This is a genomic window from Actinophytocola sp. (assembly GCF_049647105.1).
Classification (GTDB): Bacteria; Actinomycetota; Actinomycetes; order Mycobacteriales; family Pseudonocardiaceae; genus Actinophytocola.
The window spans coordinates 18,947-38,335 of the sequence record NZ_JBARWZ010000305.1 but is presented as its reverse complement, the minus strand read 5'-3'; the positions used below and the strand labels follow the sequence as shown (position 1 = coordinate 38,335).

16 protein-coding genes are annotated in these 19,389 nt (G+C 71.4%); 5 read left to right on the top strand and 11 right to left on the bottom strand.

Translation table 11 applies throughout. The features are described 5' to 3' along the window. Window positions 1–189 precede the first annotated feature (189 nt). Genes WBA97_RS37455 through WBA97_RS37435 form a run of 5 tightly spaced genes read right to left on the bottom strand, consistent with a single transcriptional unit; the run spans window position 190 to window position 7,425 of the window. Window positions 190–1,344: a VWA domain-containing protein gene (locus WBA97_RS37455; protein WP_424235772.1), complete on the bottom strand. Its 1,155-nt coding sequence runs from the start codon at window positions 1,342–1,344 to the stop codon at window positions 190–192. Between the two features lie 22 nt (window positions 1,345–1,366). Further along, the gene (locus WBA97_RS37450) at window positions 1,367–3,571 is read right to left on the bottom strand and encodes a DUF5682 family protein (RefSeq protein ID WP_424235771.1); all 2,205 of its coding nucleotides are present in this window, start codon (window positions 3,569–3,571) and stop codon (window positions 1,367–1,369) included. A 56-nt stretch (window positions 3,572–3,627) separates the two neighbouring features. Then, window positions 3,628–4,707: an ATP-binding protein gene (locus WBA97_RS37445; RefSeq protein ID WP_424235770.1), complete on the bottom strand. Its 1,080-nt coding sequence runs from the start codon at window positions 4,705–4,707 to the stop codon at window positions 3,628–3,630. Window positions 4,708–4,732: 25 nt separating this feature from the next. Continuing rightward, window positions 4,733–6,151 (bottom strand): DUF5691 domain-containing protein, encoded by a 1,419-nt coding sequence (locus WBA97_RS37440; protein WP_424235769.1) that lies wholly within the window; start codon window positions 6,149–6,151, stop codon window positions 4,733–4,735. Next, on the bottom strand, window positions 6,148–7,425 hold the full coding sequence (locus WBA97_RS37435) for an SWIM zinc finger family protein (protein ID WP_424235768.1): 1,278 nt from the start codon (window positions 7,423–7,425) through the stop codon (window positions 6,148–6,150). The genes WBA97_RS37440 and WBA97_RS37435 overlap by 4 nt, the downstream gene beginning before the upstream one ends. A 99-nt stretch (window positions 7,426–7,524) precedes the next feature. On the opposite strand from WBA97_RS37435, the gene WBA97_RS37430 reads away from it, so the two are divergent. Then, complete coding sequence (locus WBA97_RS37430; RefSeq protein WP_424235767.1) at window positions 7,525–8,073, top strand: TetR/AcrR family transcriptional regulator C-terminal ligand-binding domain-containing protein; 549 nt, start codon at window positions 7,525–7,527, stop codon at window positions 8,071–8,073. Here the strand turns inward: WBA97_RS37430 and WBA97_RS37425 are convergent. Both WBA97_RS37425 and WBA97_RS37420 read right to left on the bottom strand, forming a co-directional pair. Continuing rightward, window positions 8,070–8,522 carry a hypothetical protein gene (locus tag WBA97_RS37425; RefSeq protein WP_424235766.1) on the bottom strand — a complete coding sequence of 151 codons (453 nt, stop codon included), beginning with the start codon at window positions 8,520–8,522 and terminating at the stop codon, window positions 8,070–8,072. The genes WBA97_RS37430 and WBA97_RS37425 overlap by 4 nt on opposite strands. A gap of 83 nt (window positions 8,523–8,605) precedes the next feature. Next, window positions 8,606–9,178 (bottom strand): snapalysin family zinc-dependent metalloprotease, encoded by a 573-nt coding sequence (locus WBA97_RS37420; RefSeq protein ID WP_424235765.1) that lies wholly within the window; start codon window positions 9,176–9,178, stop codon window positions 8,606–8,608. 274 nt (window positions 9,179–9,452) lie between these two features. Here WBA97_RS37420 and WBA97_RS37415 point away from each other — a divergent pair, with 274 nt between their 5' ends. Further along, window positions 9,453–10,004, top strand: a complete 552-nt coding sequence (locus WBA97_RS37415; protein ID WP_424235764.1) for an EF-hand domain-containing protein — start codon at window positions 9,453–9,455, stop codon at window positions 10,002–10,004. Here WBA97_RS37415 and WBA97_RS37410 read toward each other — a convergent pair. Beyond that, window positions 10,001–13,405, bottom strand: coding sequence for a phosphodiester glycosidase family protein (locus tag WBA97_RS37410; RefSeq protein WP_424235763.1), 3,405 nt, complete (start codon window positions 13,403–13,405; stop codon window positions 10,001–10,003). The genes WBA97_RS37415 and WBA97_RS37410 overlap by 4 nt on opposite strands. Window positions 13,406–13,881: 476 nt before the next feature. On the opposite strand from WBA97_RS37410, the gene WBA97_RS37405 reads away from it, so the two are divergent. Continuing rightward, window positions 13,882–14,541: a GntR family transcriptional regulator gene (locus WBA97_RS37405; RefSeq protein ID WP_424235762.1), complete on the top strand. Its 660-nt coding sequence runs from the start codon at window positions 13,882–13,884 to the stop codon at window positions 14,539–14,541. On the opposite strand, the gene pxpB is transcribed toward WBA97_RS37405, so the two are convergent. From pxpB to WBA97_RS37390, 3 genes are read right to left on the bottom strand one after another with little or no spacing between them, the layout of a single operon-like run. After that, window positions 14,486–16,027: a 5-oxoprolinase subunit PxpB gene (gene pxpB / locus WBA97_RS37400; RefSeq protein WP_424235761.1), complete on the bottom strand. Its 1,542-nt coding sequence runs from the start codon at window positions 16,025–16,027 to the stop codon at window positions 14,486–14,488. The two genes, WBA97_RS37405 and pxpB, sit on opposite strands and share 56 nt — an antisense overlap. Continuing rightward, complete coding sequence (locus WBA97_RS37395; RefSeq protein WP_424235760.1) at window positions 16,024–16,782, bottom strand: LamB/YcsF family protein; 759 nt, start codon at window positions 16,780–16,782, stop codon at window positions 16,024–16,026. The genes pxpB and WBA97_RS37395 overlap by 4 nt, the downstream gene beginning before the upstream one ends. Further along, window positions 16,779–18,101, bottom strand: a complete 1,323-nt coding sequence (locus WBA97_RS37390; protein ID WP_424235759.1) for an MFS transporter — start codon at window positions 18,099–18,101, stop codon at window positions 16,779–16,781. Before WBA97_RS37390 ends, WBA97_RS37395 begins: the two co-directional genes overlap by 4 nt. 107 nt (window positions 18,102–18,208) lie before the next feature. Between WBA97_RS37390 and WBA97_RS37385 the strand changes: the two genes are divergently transcribed. Both WBA97_RS37385 and WBA97_RS37380 read left to right on the top strand, forming a co-directional pair. Continuing rightward, window positions 18,209–18,589, top strand: a complete 381-nt coding sequence (locus WBA97_RS37385) for a helix-turn-helix domain-containing protein (protein WP_424235758.1) — start codon at window positions 18,209–18,211, stop codon at window positions 18,587–18,589. A gap of 167 nt (window positions 18,590–18,756) precedes the next feature. Next, the gene (locus WBA97_RS37380; RefSeq protein ID WP_424235757.1) at window positions 18,757–19,356 is read left to right on the top strand and encodes a DUF4291 domain-containing protein; all 600 of its coding nucleotides are present in this window, start codon (window positions 18,757–18,759) and stop codon (window positions 19,354–19,356) included. The last annotated feature ends 33 nt before the right edge of the window (window positions 19,357–19,389 follow it).

Genomic DNA, 19,389 nt, shown 5'->3' with positions numbered 1-19,389 from the left:
CCCCGACCCCGCCGCGCGGGCCGACCGGCTGTTCCGGCTGGCCGTGGCGGGCCTGGCCCCGCAGCGCTGAACGAGAGGGCGCGCGAATAGGGCATGGCGGCGCCCGCCGCGCCGCCGCGGCCCCTGGCGGCACCGCCAGGAACCACCTCGATCACGACGGGCATCCACCGACCCTGTTCGCGCGCCCTCTTACCCGTCCGTCGCCGCGGCCACCGGGATGTCGTTGGCCGCCGCCCATGTCGCGATGTCCTGGTGCTGGATGGCCGCCGACATCAGGTCCGGGAACTTGTCCGGCGTGCACGCGAACGCGGGAATGCCCATCGCCGCCAGTGCCGCCGCGTTGTCGTGGTCGTACGCGGGGGCGCCGTCGTCGCTCAGTGCCAGCAGGCACACCACCTGCACCCCGTCGGCCGCAAGCGCTTGCGCGCGTTGCAGCATCTCCTCTTCGTTGCCGCCCTCGTACAGGTCGCTGATCAGCACCAGCACGGTGGCGCGGGGTGCCTCGATCCGGCTCTGGCAGTACGCGAGCGCCGCGTTGATGTCCGTCCCACCGCCCAGCTGCACGCCGAACAGCAGCTCGACCGGGTCCGACAGCTGTTCGGTCAGGTCCGCCACCGCCGTGTCGAACGCGATGATCTGCGTGCGCAGCGACCGGATCGACGCCAGCACCGCGCCGAACACGCTCGCGTACACGACAGAGCTGGCCATCGAGCCACTCTGGTCGAGGCACAGCACGATCTGCTTGCTCACGTTCGGCAGCCGCCGACCGTAGCCGACGAGCCGTTCCGGCACCACCGTGCGCTGCTCGGGCTGGTAGTGCTTCAGGTTGGCGAGGATCGTCCGGTTCCAGTCGATGTCGGACTGCCGGGGCCGGTGCGTGCGGTTCGCCCGGTGCAGTGCGCCGCTCACCGCCTGCCGCGTCGGTTGCGCCAGCCGCTTCTCCAGGTCGTCGACCACCTTGCGGACGACCGCCCGCGCGGTGTCCCGCGACCGCTCCGGAATGGCCCGGTTGAGCGACAACAGCGTGCCGACCAGGTGCACGTCCGGCTGCACCGACTCCAGCAGCTCCGGTTCCAGGAGCAGCTCCCGCAGGCCGAGCCGTTCCATCGCGTCGCGCTGCATGACCTGCACGACCGAGCTGGGGAAGTAGCCGCGGATGTCGCCCAGCCATCGCGCCACCCGCGGCGACGAACCACCCAGCCCGCCCCGGCGGTCCTCCTGCTTGTCGTACAACGCTTCGAGGGTCGCGTCCCGTTTGGCGTCCACACCGGACAGTGACATGCCGGTGCCGTCGGCGTCCTCGCCACCGAGGATCATCCGCCACCGCCGCAACCGCTCACTCACGTCCGCTCCTCGTAGGCTCCGCTCACCGAAGCAGCTCCAGAATCCTAGGCACCACAAGGGAAGCGCGGTGGTGATCCAGCGTGCTGTCGTCGGCACGCACACCGGACGCGCCCTCGCCGCGGTCGATCCGGCGCACCCGAAGCCCGATGTCGCGGCGCTCGGTCGCGCTGAATTCCGCGAACGTCCTGCGCAGCAAGGGGAGCAGGTGGTCGAACAGCTCCGCGCCCACCCCGGTCGCCCACTCGTCGACGATCTCCAGCAGCTCCGGCTCGTGCACCAGCAGGGCCGCCTCGCCCGACAGGAAACCGTCCAGCCAGCCCGCTGCCTGCGTCGCGTCCGCCGCGCGCGACAGCTGCCGCGACAGGCGGGCCCCCGCGTCGGCCACGTCGATCAGTCCCGCGTCCAGCAGCAGCCGCACGGCCCGGCCCGAGATCAGGCCGGGCACGGTGGGCCGGTCCGCGATCGACCGCAGCGCGCTGTGCCAGACGTCGCGCAGCTCCGGCTGATCCAGCAGGCCGATGCCGCGCTGCACGCCGTCCACCAGCTCACGCAGCTCGGCGGCGGCCTCGTCGTCCAGTGCCGTGCACGCGGCGGGCAACCCGATCGCGATGCGGGTGATGATGCCGGTGAGCACCCGCTGCACCACCTCGGTGTCCGCGCGGCGCACGTTGCCGTACCGGCGCACCCGCGCCATCGGCTCGACCGCCGCCATCAGCCTCGTGGTGTCGTGCTGGCGGGCGGCCCGCTCGTCGAGCGCCGCGAGCACCCCGCCGAGCGCGGTGGGCAGGTCGGCCGTCAGCGTGGTCTCGACCAGCATGCTCAGCCCGGCGATGTCGGCGTCGGCGGTCCTCGCCGCGACCACGGCCGTCGCCGCCGACTCGATCGTCGTGCCGTAGCCGCTCGCCTCGATCAGCGCGACCTCCAGCTCGGGGGTCCATTCAAGGGTCCACGACTCGCGGAACGTGCCCTTGCCCCGGGACGTGTCGGCCGGCTCGCCCCACCGCACGTCGAGCAGCAGCAGGCGGTGCAACAGCTTGCTGCGGGCGAGGTTCGTCTCGGTACGCAGGTCAAGGTCGAGCTGCTGCTCGGCGGCGCTTTGCTTGAGACGCAACCGTTTGCGGGTCGCGGCGAGGTCCATCGCCAGAGGCACCATGGGGGTCTCGCGCGGGACGCGGCCGAGGATGTCGCCGACGAGCAGCTTCCGCGCGACCAGTCGCATGGGGACGTCCGAGCCGCCGCACAGCACCGCCTGGCACGACTCGAGCACCTCCGGCAGCCCGGGGTGCGGGCGGTTCCGCAGCGCGGCGAGAGTGTGCGCGAGCCGGACGGCCTCGATGACCGACGCGGGCGACACGTCGTGCTGTTCGCGGCGCAGCAGGTGCGCGACCCGCACCAGCCAGCGGCTCACCACCTCGTCCGGCGCCGTGAACAGGTGGTGGTACCAGCCGGGGGACTCGATGCCCGCGCCGTAGCCGCTCATCCTGGCGAGGCGCGTCGAGGTCCACGGCACCCACGTGGCCGCGACCTTGGTCGTGCGCAGGCCCTTCAGCAGCTGGGCGTCCGCGGTCTGCGTCGGGAACTCCGAGGGCACCAGCACCGGCGCGTGCCACGCCCCGCACACGACCGCGATCCGTTGTGCCCCACTGCGGAGCGCGACTCGCAGCACCCGGCGCATGGCGGCCTCGCGGCGGCGGGTGCGCAGGTCGGGGATGTGTCCCTCGCGCAGCGTGCGCATGGCGTCGAGGACCGCCTGGAACACGTCCATGCCGTGATAGCGCAGCTCGACCGCGTCCTCCCACCAGCGTTCCGCGTCGTCGAAACCGGCGGCGGTGGCAAGGGTCCTGATCGGGTCCATCGGCGGTTCGGCGTCGGGGTCCTCCTCGTCTTCCAATACCAGCGCCACGTTCGCGGGCAGGTCGAGGAAGCGGACGTCACGGCCGTGTTCGAGCGCCCACCGCAGCGCGACCCACTCCGGTGAGAACACGGCCATCGGGTAGAACGAGGCGGTCGCCGGTGCGTCCACCGCGTACACCAGGCCCGCGACGGGTGGGCGCATCCCGGCCGCCATCGCGAGCGGTGCCACCGCGTCCAGTTCCGGCGGGCCCTCGATCAGCACGATCTCCGGGTCCAGCTCGGCGAGCACGGTCGACACGGCACGGGCGGAACCCGGGCCGTGGTGCCGGATCCCGAGAATGTGGACCCGCTCGTCGTTCTGGTTCGGTGTCAAGGGTTTAGCTCCGCAAGGTCCAGATGGTTCGCTCCGCAAGCTCCGCTCACACCAGCTCACACCAGCTCACGGCACGCCCGGTACAGGTCGCCCCACGGCTTGCGCTCCCGCACCACCGCTTCGAGGTACTCCTGCCAGATGATCCGGTCCTGCACCGGGTCCTTCACGACCGCGCCGTGCAGCCCGGCGGCCACGTCGCCCGCGCGCACCACGCCGTCGCCGAAGTGCGCGGCGAGCGCGATCCCGTTGGTGACCACGGAGATCGCCTCGGCCGTCGACAGGGTGCCGGACGGGGACTTGACCTTCGTGCGGCCGTCTTCCGTGACGCCGTCACGCAGCTCGCGGAACACCTGCACGACGCGGCGGATCTCGTCGACGTTCTCCAGGTCGCCGGGCAGCTTCAGCGACTGGCCGAGCTGCGCGACCCGCAGCCGCACGATCTCCACCTCGGCCTCCGCGTCGTCGGGCAGCGGCAGGATCACCACGTTGAAGCGGCGCTTGAGCGCGGCGGACAGGTCGTTGACACCGCGGTCCCGGTCGTTGGCGGTCGCGATGATGTTGAAGCCCGCGAGGGCCTGCACCTCGCTGTCCAGCTCGGGGATCGGCAGCGTCTTCTCGGACAGGACCGTGATCAGCGCGTCCTGCACGTCCGACGGGATGCGGGTCAGCTCCTCGATCCGCGCGATGCCGCCGGTCTCCATCGAACGCAGGACCGGGCTCGCGACCAGCGCCTTCTGCGACGGGCCTTCCGCGAGGAGACGCGCGTAGTTCCAGCCGTAGCGGATCGACTCCTCCGACGTGCCGGACGTGCCCTGCACCAGCTGCGTCGAGTCGCCGGAGATGGCCGCGGCCAGGTGCTCGGACAGCCACGTCTTCGCGGTGCCGGGGACGCCGAGCAGCAGCAGCGCGCGGTCCGTCGTGAGGGTGGCGATCGCGACCTCGATGAGCCGCCGCGACCCGAGGTACTTCGGCGAGATGGGGGTGCCGTCGGGTGCCTCGCCGCCGAGGACGTAGGTGGCGACGGCCCACGGCGACAGCCGCCAGTTCGGCGGGCGGGGCCGGTCGTCGGTCTTCGCGAGCACGGCCAGCTCTTCGGCGTGCTGCTGTTCGGCGTGCGCCCTGAGTACGTCGGTCATCGATGATTCGCTCCGCAAGCTTCGCTCATGAGAACTCCTGGTCGATCGTGGCTCGGACGGTAAGCGCGTGGGCCAGGCCGCGCAGTACGCGGCGGGCGGGTTTGCGTTCGGCGTCGAGGGTGAGCAGCCAGCCCTCGACGGCGGCGAGCGCGGCGGGGCTCAGGTGCTCCGCGAGTGCGGAGGCCGCCAGCTGCAGGACGTTCTCCGCGTTCTGCGCACGCAGCCGGTTGATCAGCGCGGCGGAGAACTCGGCGGGCCACGGTCCCCGCGCGGCGGCGAGCAGACCGCCGAAGCGGGCGTCGAGCTTCTTCTGGTCGGTGAGGATCTCCGTGGCGACCCCGGGGGTGAGCGCGCCGATCAGCTCCGGGCCCGGCTGATGGCGGGCGAGCGCGGCCAGCCAGTCCTGGTTCCGCTGACGCAGCGCGGCTTTCGTCCAGCCGATGAGGATCTCCTGGTCCGCCTTGTCGACCAGCGCGGTGTCCCACGTGGTCAGCGGCGTACCCGCGAGGATCTGGATGAGCCAGGACGCGGCGCGGCCGAAGCCGGGCTCGCGGTGGTCGGTGACCCCGTCGCGGCGGGCGGCGGCGTCGGGTTCTTCGGGCAGTTCGACGGACAGGCCACCACGCGTGATGGTGATCAGCCCGGCGGCGCGCTCGGCCATGCGCGCGGCGCGGGCTGAGCCGGGGAGCCGGTCGAGCATGGCGGCGGCCGCGGCCCGCACCGAGGCGGCGCGGTCGTCGAGTGCCCGTTCCAGCAACGGTTCGTCGTTGCCGGACAGTCCGATGTGGAACGTGTCGAGTAGCCCGGCGCGGGTGGCGGCCTGCTCGTCGTCCCACGTGTCCTCGACGAGCGTGCGGGCGAAGTCGGGCTCGGTGGCGCGCAGGTCGGCCAGCAGCGCGAGCCGGTCGGCGCGGGTGGCGGTGGCGAACCGCTCGACGACGTCCTCCGGCGGGATGGTCGCCGCCCAGCGCCAGGCCTGGTTGTACCGGGCGAGCCACGCGCCGCGCGGCCCGAGTACCGCCCGGACGACACCGCGGGCGGCGGCGTTGGCGGTGCCGAACCGCAACAGGTCGACGACCATCGGGTGCGGCGGCCGCTGCCCGGCGTTTCGCGCGGCGGTGAGCCAGTGGAGGACGATGAGGTTGGGGCCGCCCTCGATCCGGATGGTGTGGTTGAGCAGCAGTTCCAGGAGTTGCGCGGCGGCCGGGGTGCACTCGGGGCGGTCGTCGGGTGCGGCTGGCGGGGCCGTGGTGCCGCGCCAGACCGGCGGGATCCAGCCCGCACGCCGGTAGCCCGCGGCGAGCGCGGCGGCGGCGAGTAGCTGTGCTTCGGCGCCGTCGGCAGTGACGTCCCCGGCACCGGGAATGTCGAGCCGGTCGAGCGTGAAGCCACGACGGCTGGTGCCGACGAGCGCGGCGCCAAGGAGCTCGTCCCAATCGCTCACAGGCTCACCAGCCGGTCGTCGATCTCGGCGCTCAGCGGGTGGAAACGCTCGTCGATCCACTCGCCGAAGACCGGGATCGGGTGCCCGCCGGACAGCGCGAGGAGCTGCCACACGTCGGTGTCGGGGGAGAGGGTGAGTGCCGCGCCTGTCCGGTCGACGAGCAGCGGGGTGTCACCGGGGACGACCGTCATGCCGGCGAGTGCCATGGGGATGCGGCGCAGCCACGGGTTGCCCGCGAGCCAGCCCGCCGCGCGGTCGAGGGCGGCGCGGACGTCGGTGGCGCCTGGCAGCCCGGAACCCTGGGTGACCTTGTGCTCGTCCCCGGCGAGCAGGGCGCGCCGGGGTGCCCCGCCCGGGTACAGCGCCACCTCACCGTCCACAACGGATCCCAGCACGTGCGCGACGTTCAGCGCCATGCCCGCGGCGGCGAAGTCGAGCAGCACGACGGTCTCGCCGGTGCGTTCACCGTGCAGCCACGTCCGTTGCGACAGCAGCCGTTCGTCCTCCTCCTGGCTGAGGCCGACGACCCGCCAGCGGTCGGCGAGCCGCTCACCGGCGCGGATCTCCTCGGTGCGGCGGGCCCAGCCGAGCAGCGTGCGGAGATCGCCCATGGCGGCCGGGTCGAGGTCGGCGCGGCGCCGCCACGCCTTGACCGCCAGATACCAGCGGCCCAGCTCACCGAGGAGGTGCGGCGCCCAGTCGTGACGGGCGTGGACGGCGCTGCCCATGGCACGGACACGGTCGCCGAGCCCGCCGACCTGCGCGTCGACCAGGCGGGCGCCCGCCGTGTCCCAGAAGGTCGGCGGCTGCCGCCGGACGCTCGCGAGCCCCTGGCGGACGATGTCGTGGAGCCAGCGTTCGAAGTCGTCGATGCCCGCGGACATCAGCGACTCGCGCTCGGCCAGCCGTTTGGCCTGGGCCTCGGGGTCGGGGGTCCGGGTGGTGGTCGCCGTCCTGGCGGTGCGCTGCGCGGCCCAGTCGGCGGCGAAGGGCTCCGCCGTGTCGAGGTCGGCGACGACACCACCGCCCGCCGACCACAGCAGGAGCAGCGCCAAGCCGTGTTTGCAGGGGAACTTGCGGCTCGGGCAGGTGCACCGGAACGCGGGCTCGTTCAGGTCGACGGTGACCTGGTAGGGGCTCCTGGCGCTGCCCTGGCACTTGCCCCAGACGAGCGAGTCGTTGCTGCCCAGGTCGGACCACGTGCGCGGGTTCGCGAGGCCGCGGGCCGACTTGGCGGAACCGGGGTCGGGCGCGAGCGCGAGCACCTGAGCCACCGTCCACCGCGATCCCAAGTCCGCCCTGCCTCTCCGTCTCCGGACGCCAGAGTAGCCGGGGACACCGACATCGGCGTCCTGCTACTCGTCCGCCGGGCAGTGCTGCGAGCGGCCGGTGACGTGCTGGCCGAGCAGGGGTTCGCCCACCTCGACCTGAGCGACCTGGCGCGGCGGGCGGACGTCGGCAAGACGACCGTGTATCGCCGCTGGGGCACGGTGACCGCCGTGGTCACCGACCTGCTCGCGGAGATGGCGGCGGAGTCCGTGCCGCGCACCGAGACCGGCACGCTGCTCGGGGACCTGCGGGCCAACGCCCGGCTGGTGCTGACGACGCTGGCCGACCCCCGCCAGGGCCCGCTGTTCAAGGCGGTCATCGCGGCCGCCACCTGCGACGACGCCACCGCGCGGGCACTCGCGGAGTTCTACGCGACGCGGATCGCGGAATGGGCGCCGTGCGTGACGCAGGCCATCGCCAGGGGCGAAGCCCCGGAGGGCACGGACGCCGAGGAGGTCGTCCGCGCGGTGTCGGCGCCGCTGTACTACCGGCTCCTGACCGGCACCGGCGACCTCGACGAAGCCGCCGCCGACCGGTCGGCGGCGGCGGCGGTCACGGCCGCACGAGCCGGAGTGTTCGCCGAAACTCCCTAACAGAGCGAGCGGCGCCAGATGAGTGCCTCGGCCGGGGTGGCGGCCATCTCCTCGTACTCGACGCCGCTCTCCGACTCCTCGATGTCGGCGAAGCGGTAGGGGAGAACCACGGTGATGGCCATGCTGTCGGCGTGCTCGAGGTGGACCATGACCGCGTCGGTCTTCTCGCTGGTCACGTCGCTGACCAGTGCGGCGGCCCGCAGGTCGTTCGCCTCGGCGGACATGCCGCTGACCAGGCTCGTCAACACCTCGGACGGGTTCGGTTCCTCCGCCTCGCCCGGATCCGCCGCGAACACCTGTTCCTCGCCCTCGCGGGTGATGGCCGCGCCGTACGGGTAGAACTCGCCGTGCCGCCGCAGCATCTCGTCCGCGAACTGCAGGACGGTGTTGAGCAGGCGGTCCAGGTCTGACTGCACATGTTCGGAAGTGGTGTCACGCCAGGTCGTCACCCTTCCAGTGTGCCCCTTCGTGAACCGGGGGCGGTGACCTGGTGTGGTCACCGCCCCCGGGGAGCCGTTCGGCGCGCTTGGTATCAGAACGCGCCGGCCGGAATCTTCTCCTGGATCAGCTTCATCTCACCGAGGGCCTTCTTGCCGTTCGCCCACAGCTGGTTCACCTGCGACGCCTCACTCGAGTTCGGGTAGGCGTTGGTGCACGACGTGCCGGGGCCACCACCGGACATCAGCTCGGAGCAGGGGCCCGAGTAGTTGTCCGGCAGGCCGAGCGCGTGACCGGTCTCGTGCGCGGTGACCCGGACCTGGTAGTACTGCCCCATCTGCGTGTAGTCGAAGAAGATGTAGCCGTTGCCGTGTCCGTCGGTGTAGGCGTACGAACCGGACGGGTCGTTGCCCTCGTAGAAGTCGAGCGTGGCGGCCGACGAGTTCTCGACCAGCTGCACGTTGGACACCGACGAGTTCCAGATGGCGGCGCCCTCGCGGATCTGCGACGCGTAGGTCGGCGCGCCGGAGACGTTGTAGTACACGGTGACTGCCGCGGGGGTCACGTCCTGGGGCGCGACGGGAGCGGCGGCGGACTGACCTGCGGTGAGAGGCACGATGGCCATCGCGGCACCGACGGCCAGGGAAAGGAAGGACTTCCTGATCATGAAAGCACCTCGCCAGTAAGTGTTCTTTGCAGGGGTGGCCACAAAGGGCCTGACAACCACGCTAGAAAGCGCATTCATCATCTGGCACCGACTTTCGTCGGTATCCGGAGCTGGGAAATTGCCAAGCATTTCGGCGTGTTGACACCGTTCACCCGGGGTGGTGGGATAACCACCCGAATGCCGGGAAGCACCGACGGAAAGTGGGTGCGCGCGTGCGCCACGCCACCCGTGCGGAGAATTGTCGCGAGTGTCCGCCATGGGCAGAGTTCTGGTCATGGCGAGTGAGTTGCAGCGGCGCAAGGCCGCGGTGGTGTTCCGTGCGATGGACGTCGACACCGACGGTTTCCTGACCGAGTCGGACTTTTCCGCGCTGGCCGCGCGGTGGACCGCGAACCGCGGCCTGCCACCGGCTTCCCCGGAGGCGGAGCGGCTGGCGGCGATCATGATGGGCTGGTGGGAGACCCTGCTCGCGGCGACCGACGCCGACGCCGACGGCCGGGCGAGCATCGAGGAGGTGATGGTGGTCGTGGACGGCCTGGCAGCCGACCTCGCGCCCGTCACCGCCACCGCGACCGCGATGTTCGAGGCGATCGACGCCGACGGCGACGGCCGGATCTCCGGCGCCGAGTACCGGGAGCTGATCGAGACGTGGACAGGCCGCCCGATCGACACCGACGAGGTGTTCGGCATGCTCGACGGCGACGGTGACGGCCACCTGTCGCAGGACGAGTTCGTGGCGCTGTGGACGGAGTTCTGGGTGGGGGACAACCCGAACGCGGCAGGCACCTTGGTGTTCGGCCGGTTCGAGTTGCCCCACCCGGTCTAGCGCCCGCTTGCGACCGCTGGTTCGGCGACCAGGGCAAGAGTGTGCCGCGTGGTGACACCGTTGACCGTCACCGCGAGGGTGACCGTCGACGGGCGCAGCGCGGTCAGCTCGCCGGTCGCCGGGTCGAAGTTCGCCGTGTGGTACCGCTTCGCGTCCCGCAGGAGTCCGATGTGGACGTTCGGTGACGCGGACCACCCGGCGGACACCGGGTAGGCGACCGGAACGGTCCTGCCCGCCTGCGCGATGCTCGCGGTGACCACTGTGGACCGCCCGACCTCGAGGCGGTCCGGCGCGGTCACCGTCAGCGTGTCGACGTGCGGGCGGACCTCCGCGGCAAGCCAGTCACCGGGCTCGCCGCGCGTGTCGACACCCCACAGGGACCAGCCGGTGAACCCGCCTTCGGACGGCAGGGTCGAGGGGTTCTTGCCGGAGTTGCCGTTGACGAAGTACGGCACGCCGTCGACGTGGCTCGCGTGGAACGTGCCGACGTGCGCACCGATGAACGCGGTGCCCTTTCCGCTCCTGTCCTGGAAGTCCGACAGCCACGCCTCGATGGTCGCGGCCTCCTTGCGGTCGGACAGCTCGCTCGCGCGGGCCGGGGTCGGGTCGCGCGGCGGCACGTGCTCGACGAGGACCACCGAGCGCACTTGCCGGTCCTTCGCGGCCTTGTCCAGCTCGGTGCGCAGGCGGCCGAGCTGGGTCCAGTCGCTCGCGCGGAGGTTGATGCCGGACGTGTCCATGGTGATGAACCTGGTGCCCCGGTGGTCGATCACCTGCTGGGTGTCGCCGAACACCGCGCGGAAGTTGTCGAGGCTGTTGTTCCCGCGCTCGTGGTTGCCCGGCACGTAGTGGTAGGGGAGCTGACCCTGCAGTTCCTCGTCGAGAATCTTCTTGGCCAGCGCGAAGTCCGCCGCCGACGCCTCGTCGACCAGGTCGCCGTTGATGATCAGGAAGTCCGGGTTCGCGGCCCTGATCTCCCGCAGGGTGCGGCGTGCGTTGCGCACGATGTCGCTGTCCGGGTCGCGGGCCACGAACTGCGCGTCGGACATCACCGCGAACCGCCAGTCGCCACCGGCGGTCGAGTGGATCACCGGGTCGCGCACCACCGGCTGCGGCGGCACTTCGAGGGTCGGCGGCACGAGCGCGGTGAGCCCGTCGATCACCAGGTCGCCATGGTAGCTGCTGGCCGCGACGGTCTCCGCCGCGTAGAAACGCCGCAGTGTCAACGGGTACACGGTGCCGGCGGGCACCTGGAACTCGAGCTGCCGCCAGCCGGTGTAGGTGAGGTAGTCCGAGCGGAACGCGGGCAGCAGCGTGCCGTTGCCGTCCCACACCTGCATGCTCGCCCACTCGCCCTTGCCGGTCGAGTTCACCCACAGTCGCAGCGCCTTGGGCTGTCCTGGGAGGACGAGACCGGCCGGTGCCACGGCGCCACCGGTGCGGGTGCCGGTGCTCTGCGTGAAGTCGTAGGTGAGACGCAGGCCCTGGCCGTCGTGGCCGGGTGCGGACGCGACGGCGCCGGTGGCCCGCTCGCCAAGGAACGTCCAGCCCGCCGGGTCGGTGAAGTCGGCGACGGACACCTCGGTCAGGCCGACGGTCACCGGCAGGACCGACCTCTTGCCGCGCACGTCGATCGTGACGAGCCCGGAACCGGTGGGCTGCTTGGCTTTCACGGTGTACTGGCCGTCGGCGTCCCCGGTGATGTCGAGGAGGCCGGTGTCGTAGGTGAGCGTCACGTCCCGCGGCTCGACCGGCGCGCTGGTGCCGTCGGCGTCGTAGCCGAGGACGCCGAACGTGGCCGTCTCGTCCGGATTGGACAGTGCGATCTGCTCCTTGGTGGGCGCGGTGCGCGCGACCGGCCCGATGACGGTGAGCGTCGTCTCGCCGCGTGCGCCTCGATCCTCCGCGACGACCTTGGTGTCACCGGGTTTGCGTGCGGTGAACACGCCGTCGCGGACACTGCCGTGGCTGCCGTCGGTGCGCCAGCGCGGGTCGCCCGTCGCGGGCCCGTACGTCTCGTCGTAGCCCGCGGCGGTCAGCGTGCGGCTGAGCCCGGACAGGACCCGCTCCGGGTGGCTTGGCGCGACGGTGGAGGCGCCGGACGCGCGGGTCGGGTCGAGCCTGGTCTCGACCCAGAACGCCGTCAGGCGGCCGGATCCCTTGGGGGCGAACAGGCCGAGCCCGTTGGGTACCTCGCGTTCCGCGCCGTCAGACGGGCGGTTCTCCAGCTGCGCGGTGGTGGCACCCGGCTCGCGGGCGACGATCGTGGTGGAGCCGCCGCCGTCGAGGTTCACCGCACTCCACGCGCCCACCTCGACCATCATGTTCGCGAGTTCGTCGAGCCCGAGTCCGTCGGCGAACGCGGGCTGGCGACCGTCGGCGGACAGGAGGAACATCCGCCTGCCGTCCTGGGAGAAGCCGAGCGCCGTGCGGGGCGCGGCCGGGGTGTTGTTGCCTGGGGCGGCCTTCTGGGCGACCCCGTCGACGACGAGCAGCTGGCGGCCGTTGATCGCGGCGTGGATCTTCTGGTCGTCGGCGGTGCGGGCCCGGTAGTCGACGGTGACCCGGTCCCCGGGTTCGAGTGCGTTCAGCGTCGCGGCCGAGGCGTCCCGACCGACGAGGATCATCGAGTCGGCGGGGATCGCACCCTCGCCCGCCGCGTCCCGGACGGCGACCACGGTGTTGTCCTTGACCTCCACCTCGGCGACCGCGGTGGCGCCCTGGGTGGCGCGGCAGCGGCAGTAGGTGCCCCAGAGCGGGGTGAACGCCTCGATACCGTCGGTGTTCAGGTTCGGTTTGTTGACCCCGTCGAGCGGGATCGCACCGTCCGGCGTCGTGACCGTGCCCTGGAAGAACACCTCACCGATGTCGCCGACGCCGTCCTCGGTGAAGACCGCCGACGACTGCCGCCAGGTGGGGTCGGCGTCCGGCGACTGCACGAGCTGGCCGTCCTGGATGCCCACCCCCAGCGGCGCATTGGAGTTGCTGATGTCGAAGAAGTCCCCGTTCACGGCGGCGACCGCGCCCGCCCGGTTCGCGGTGGTGCTCAGGGGTTCACCCTTGGCGACCTGGCCGGGGAACAGGTAGTCGACGGTCGTGCCCTTGGTGAGGTCGACGGTGAGGCTGTCGCCCTGGAGCCACGTCGGTGCGCCGGTGTAGGCGTCGGGCCCGTAGCGGTCGAAGGAGCGGAGCGTCACCCCGGGCGCGACGGGCCGGGTCCGGGAGTCGGTCTCGATCCGGTCCTCGGGAGCTGCGCTCGCCTGCCGCGCGGCGGCGAGGAAGTCGTCGCCGGGATAGGCGGCGACATCACTGGTGGCGGCATCCGGATCAGCGGCGGCGGGTGCGGCGAGCGCCACGGCCGAAGCGGCGGCGGCGAGAAGGGAGAGCAATCTCTTCGACACGAACAGAGTCTGCCGCCAAGGTAGAAAATTTACCAGACCCAAAGACAACCAGAAAGAAACTCCCCCATCCCAGCCCCGCAAGCCCACACTCCAAACCCCGCGAGTCCACGGTTGGGGACCCGCGAGTCCACGGTTCAGAACCAGCGAGTTGGTGGTTCAGGACCCGCGAGTTGGTGGTTCACGCCTGAGGTCGATCGAGCCGAAACGACAACTCGGCGGTTCCCGCCGAGGACTCGCGGGTCTTGAACCGAGGACTCGCGGGTCCTGAACCGTGGACTCGCGGGTTCTGAACCGTGGACTCGCGGGTCCTGGAGCGTGGACTCGCGGGGTCTGAACCGTGGACTCGCGGGGTCTGGAGTGTGGGCTTGCGGGTTTGGAGTGTGGACTTGTGGTGGGGGCGGGGGATTGTAGGGCGATCGGATAGGCTTGGGGATGTTGCTGGTCAGGGACTTTGGGAGATTGTTGTGGATGCGGAGTTGGATGCCGATCGTCGGTTGATCGATCGGGCCGGCACCGTGGAACTGCTTGCCGCCGCGTTGCGGGAGCGGATCATCAAGGGCGTCTACCTACCGGGTGAGCGGCTCGTCGAGGAGTCGATCCGCACGTCGCTCAAGGTGTCGCGCAACTCGTTGCGGGAGGCGTTCCGGCTCCTGTCCCACGAACGGCTGGTCGTGCACGAGCTGAACCGTGGCGTCTTCGTCCGCAAGCTCTCCGTCGCCGACGTGACCGACGTGTACCGCGTGCGCAAGCTCGTCGAGTGCAACGCCGTGCGGTCGTTGCGGGGCAGGCCCGCGCAGGTCGAGGACATGGTCGCGGCCGTGAAAGCCGGGGACGCGGCCATGAAGGAGCAGGACTGGCGGGCGCTCGGCACCGCCAACATGCTGTTCCACCTGGCCGTCGCGGCCATCGCGGACAGCCAGAGGGTGGACGAGCTGATGCGCAACACCCTCGCCGAGCTACGCCTCGTCTTCCACACCATGGCCGACCCGCGCCGCTTCCACGAGCCCTACCTGGAGCGCAACAAGGAGATCCTCGCCGCCATCGAGGCCGGGGACGGGCCCCGCGCCGAGCGGCTCCTGCTCAAGTACCTGGAAGACTCCGAGCAGCAGATCGTCGGGGCTTACCACAGCGCCTGAACCGCACCACCTGCCCCGGCCGCGCCTGCGCGAGCACCGGCACGTCCGCCGCGAGCACGACGCCGATCACCGGGTAACCGCCCGTCACCGGATGGTCGGCGAGGAACACGATCGGTGTCCCGCCCGACGGAACCTGGACCGAACCGGTCACCATGCCCTCGCTCGGCAGCTCCCCGTCCCGCGACCGGGTCAACGCCGGGCCGTCGAGCCGGACCCCGACCCGGTTGCTGTCCGCCGTCACCGTGTAGGACGCCGTGAACAGCGTGGTCATCGCGTCCTCGGTGAACCAGTCGTCCCGTGGCCCCGGCACCACCCGCACCAGCAGCTCGTCCGCCGACGGCGCGGGCACCGGGGCCACCTCCACCGAGGGCGGCGGCCCGCTGTACGCCTCGCCGATCGGGAGCACCGTCCCCTCCGCCAGCGGTGCCGGGCCCAGCCCGGAGAGCACGTCGGTCGACCGGGAACCCAGCGTGGCCGCCGCCGCGATGCCGCCCCGCACCGCGACATACGTCCGCAGCCCCACCGACGCCGGACCCACGACGAGGGTCTGACCGGCGGTCACGTCGAACGGCGCGTTCATCCCCTCGCCCCTGCCGCCGTGGGACACCTCGCACAGCGCACCCGTCACCGCGACCCGCGCCGTCTCGCGAAACGCGAGCGCCGCACCGAACGACAGCTCCACCACGGCCGCTTCCCGCGCGTTGCCCACCAGCCGGTTCGCGAGCGCCGCCGACGCCGCGTCCGCCGCACCCGAGGCGCCGACGCCGAGCGAGGCCCAGCCGGGGCGGCCGGTGTCCTGAACGGTGCCCAACGGTCCACAGCCGATCACCTCGATCCCGCCGGTGACAACGGTGTGCTCCACCGCTCGATCGACGACAGCTGGCAGCGTCGGCACCGCCTCGAACCGCACCCGCAGACCGGGCCGCAGCAACGCGGGCGTCTCCCGCGACGGCTCCCACAGCGGCGCCGTCGTGTGCCCGAGCAGGTGCCACCCGCCGGGTGACGGCCGCGGGTACACCCCCGTGTACTCACCCGCGACCGCCACCGCCCCCGCTGGCACCCTGGTGCGCGGCGACTCCCTGCGCGGCAGCCGCAGCCGGTCGTCGAGCCCGGTCAGGTACCCGAAACCGGGCGCGAACCCGGTGAACGCCACCGTGTACTCGGCTCCGGTGTGGACGGACACGACCTCGTCCTCTGACAGCCCGGTCGCCCGCGCTACGTCGGCCAGGTCCTCGCCGTCGTAGCGAACCTGGATCGTCACCGGATCCCCGGTCTCCCCGGCCGACGAAACAGGTGTCACGTCCGACAGCCGCGACACCATCACCCCGAAGTCCACCTCGGACGCGTACCGCACCAGCAGCGTTCTGGCCGCCGGCACCAGGTCCACCACCCCGGGCAGGGGCCGGGCGGTGAGCGCGGCGTACCAGCCGAGCACCTCGTCGGTCTCGATCAGCAGCGCCGACTCACCGCACCGGCGGACCTTCACCGAAAGCTCTCCACCCGCACCCCGGCGTCGGCCATGGCCGCCCGCACGGCCGTCACCAGCTCGACCGCCCCGGGCGTGTCACTGTGGACACACACCGACCGCGCGGGCATCGACAGCACGGCACCGTCGGTCGCGACCACCGTGCCCTCGGTCGCGAACCGCACCGCCCGCCGCGCCACCACGTCCGGATCGTGCAGCACCGCACCGGGTTCCCGGCGTGACACCAGCCGGCCGTCCGGGGTGTACGCCCGGTCCGCGAACGCCTCCGCGACCGTCTCGAGCCCGGCCTCCCCGGCGAGCACGAGCCACCGCGAGCCCGGCATGCCGAGCACCGCGAGCGACGGGTCGAACGTCGTCACCGCCTCGACCACGGCGCCCGCCTGGGCCTCGTGCGTCGCGATCGCGTTGTACAGCGCGCCGTGCGGCTTCACGTACGCGAGCGTGCCGCCCGCGACCGCCGCCATGCCCCGCAGCGCGGACAGCTGGTACAGCAGGTCGTCCACCAGCTCGGCGGGTGGCATGTCGATGAAGCGCCTGCCGAACCCCGCGAGGTCGCGATAGCCGACCTGCGCGCCGATCGACACCCCGTGCGCCACCGCGGTGACGCACGCCCGCCGGATCGTGCCGGGGTCACCGGCGTGGAAACCACACGCGACGTTCGCACTCGACACCACGGCCAGGAGCGCGTCGTCGTCGGCGATCCGCCACGCGCCGAACCCCTCCGCGATGTCGACGTTCAGGTCGATGACAGTCACGACAACACTTTCTCCTCATGCGCGGTCACCGCGACCTCCTCGTCGTCGGCCGGGTCGCGGGCGAGCCACAAGCCAACCACGGTCAGCACGGCGGTGAGCGCCAGGTACACGCCGAGGATCCACCACGATCCGGTCCAGTTGAGCAGCGCGGCCAGGATCAGCGGGGCGGGCGCGCCGCCGATCACACCCGCGAACGTGTAGGCGAGCGAACTGCCCGTGTACCGCAGCCTCGGCGAGAACTGCTCGGTGATCAGCGCGGCCTGCGGGCCGTACAGCGCGGCGTGGATGACCAGCGCGACGACGATGCCCGCCGTGAGCGCGAGGAACGAGCCGCCGCTGACCATCGGGAAGAACACGAACGGCCAGATGGCCGCGGCGATCGTGCCGTACAGGTACAGCTTGCGCCGGTTCATCCGGTCGGACAGGTGGCCGAACGCGGGCATCAGCCCGAGCTGCACCGCGGAGCCGATCATCACGGCGGCCGAGCCCTGCGCCTTCGGCATGCCAAGCTCGTTCACCATGTAGGTCAGCACGAACACGGTGAACATCGAGTACATGACGTCCGGCGCGACCCGCACCAGCATGCCCGCGACCACGGCCCGGCGCTCGGTGCGCAGTGTCTCCGACACCGGCGCGCTCGGTCGTTCCTTCCGCTCGGTGATCGCCTTGAACACCGGTGTCTCCTCCAGCCGCAGCCGGATCCACAGGCCGAACGCGACGAGCACCGCGGACAGCAGGAACGCGACCCGCCATCCCCACGACTCGAACGCGGCCTCGGTCAGCAGCAGGCCGAGCAGCGCGATCACGCCGTTGGCGAGCAGGGTGCCCGCCGGTGGGCCGATCTGTGCGGCGGACGCCCAGAACCCGCGCCGTTTCGGGTCGCCGTACTCGCTGGACAGCAGCACGGCGCCGCCCCATTCGCCGCCGACCGCGACACCCTGCGCGAACCGCAGCACGACCAGCAGGATCGCGGCGGCGCCACCGATCGTCGCGTACGTGGGCAGCAGGCCGATGAGGAAGGTCGCGACACCGGCGAGGAGCAGCGTGTGAACGAGGACCTTCTTGCGGCCGATGACGTCGCCGAGCCTGCCGAACACGACGCCGCCGAGCGGGCGCGCGAGGTAGCCGATGGCGTAGGTGGAGAAGGCCGCCATGGTGCCCGCGAGGTCGTCGCCTGAGGGGAAGAAGAGGTCACCGAACAGGGTCGCCGCGGCGACCGAGTAGGCGGCGAAGTCGTAGTACTCCAACGCGGTGCCGGACAGGCTCGCGGTGTAGGCCCGGCGTAGTTCCTTCTTGTCGACTCCCGGGTGTGTGGTCATGGTGCACATCCGTTCGGCAGGGTTCCAGGTCCCTCTGAGGGTAGAAAATCGTCCCACGATCCTGCAATACTACGTTTTCAAACTGGAACGAAATGGGGTGCGGGCGCATGACCACGGTGACCTCCAACCGAGCGGTCCGGAACGCGTTCCAGCTGCTCGAACTGCTGTCCGGCGCGCCGGACGGACTGCGGCTCGCGCGGCTCGTCGAGATCAGCGGACAGCCGAAGACGACCGTGTACCGGATGCTGAACACGTTGGCGGAGCTGGACATCGTGTGCCACGACGAGGACCGCTACCACCTCAACGCGCGGTGGCAACGGTTCGGCGGCGAGCAGTTCAGCGCCCCGATCGTCGGCACCGACGGGCGTCACCTCGCTGGGCTCACCCTGCGCACGCGCGGCCCGGTGGCGAGCGACGCCACCGCGGACCGCCTGCGGCGGCTGGTCGCAGACCTGGCGGTCGCGGTCTCGCGGCGGATCCACGTCTAGAGCGAGGCGCCCAGCTCGCGGACGACGGCCACCAGCAGGTCGATGTCGGTCTCCGTGGTGCGCCAGTCGACGATCGCGGTCATGCCCCGGTAGCCGTGCGCCGCCGGCATGTCCGCAGCCTTATCTCGGTCGTGCAATGGGTCCAGGTGTGCCATTGTGAGCGTGAAATGCGAAAGATCAGAGCCCTTTACACGCCAGAGACGATCACCGTCTACCAGGCGTACCCACCAGAGATCGCGCGGCCCGCCCTTGCCAGGGGCCGGTTCGTGCCGCCGTTCAAGCGTGAGCGGATGACGTGGATCAAACCGTCGTTCCTGTGGATGATGTACCGCTGCGGCTGGGCGACCAAGCCGGGCCAGGAGACCGTGCTGGCCGTGGAGATCACCCGCGCGGGGTTCGAGGAGGCGCTCGCGCGGGCGTGCCTGAGCCACTACGACAGCGACCGGTACGCCTCGCACGAGGACTGGTCGCGGCAGCTCAAGGAGAGCCCGGTCCGCGTGCAGTGGGATCCGGAACGGTCGCTCCTGCTGGGGGCGCTGCCGTACCGGTCGCTGCAGGTGGGCCTTTCGGGGCAGGCCGTGCACCGGTACGTGGACGAGTGGCTGGTCCGGCTGACCGACATGACCCCGCTGGTGCGGGAGATCCACGAGCGGGTGCTGGCGGGCGACGAGGACTCCGCGCGCGCTCTGCTCCCGGCCGAGGAGGAGTACCCGCTCCCGGCCGAGGTCGCGGCCCGCGTCGGCGCCGGGGGCGACTACCCCGAGTGATAGGTCTGGACAAATTGGGCGGCATTGGTCTAG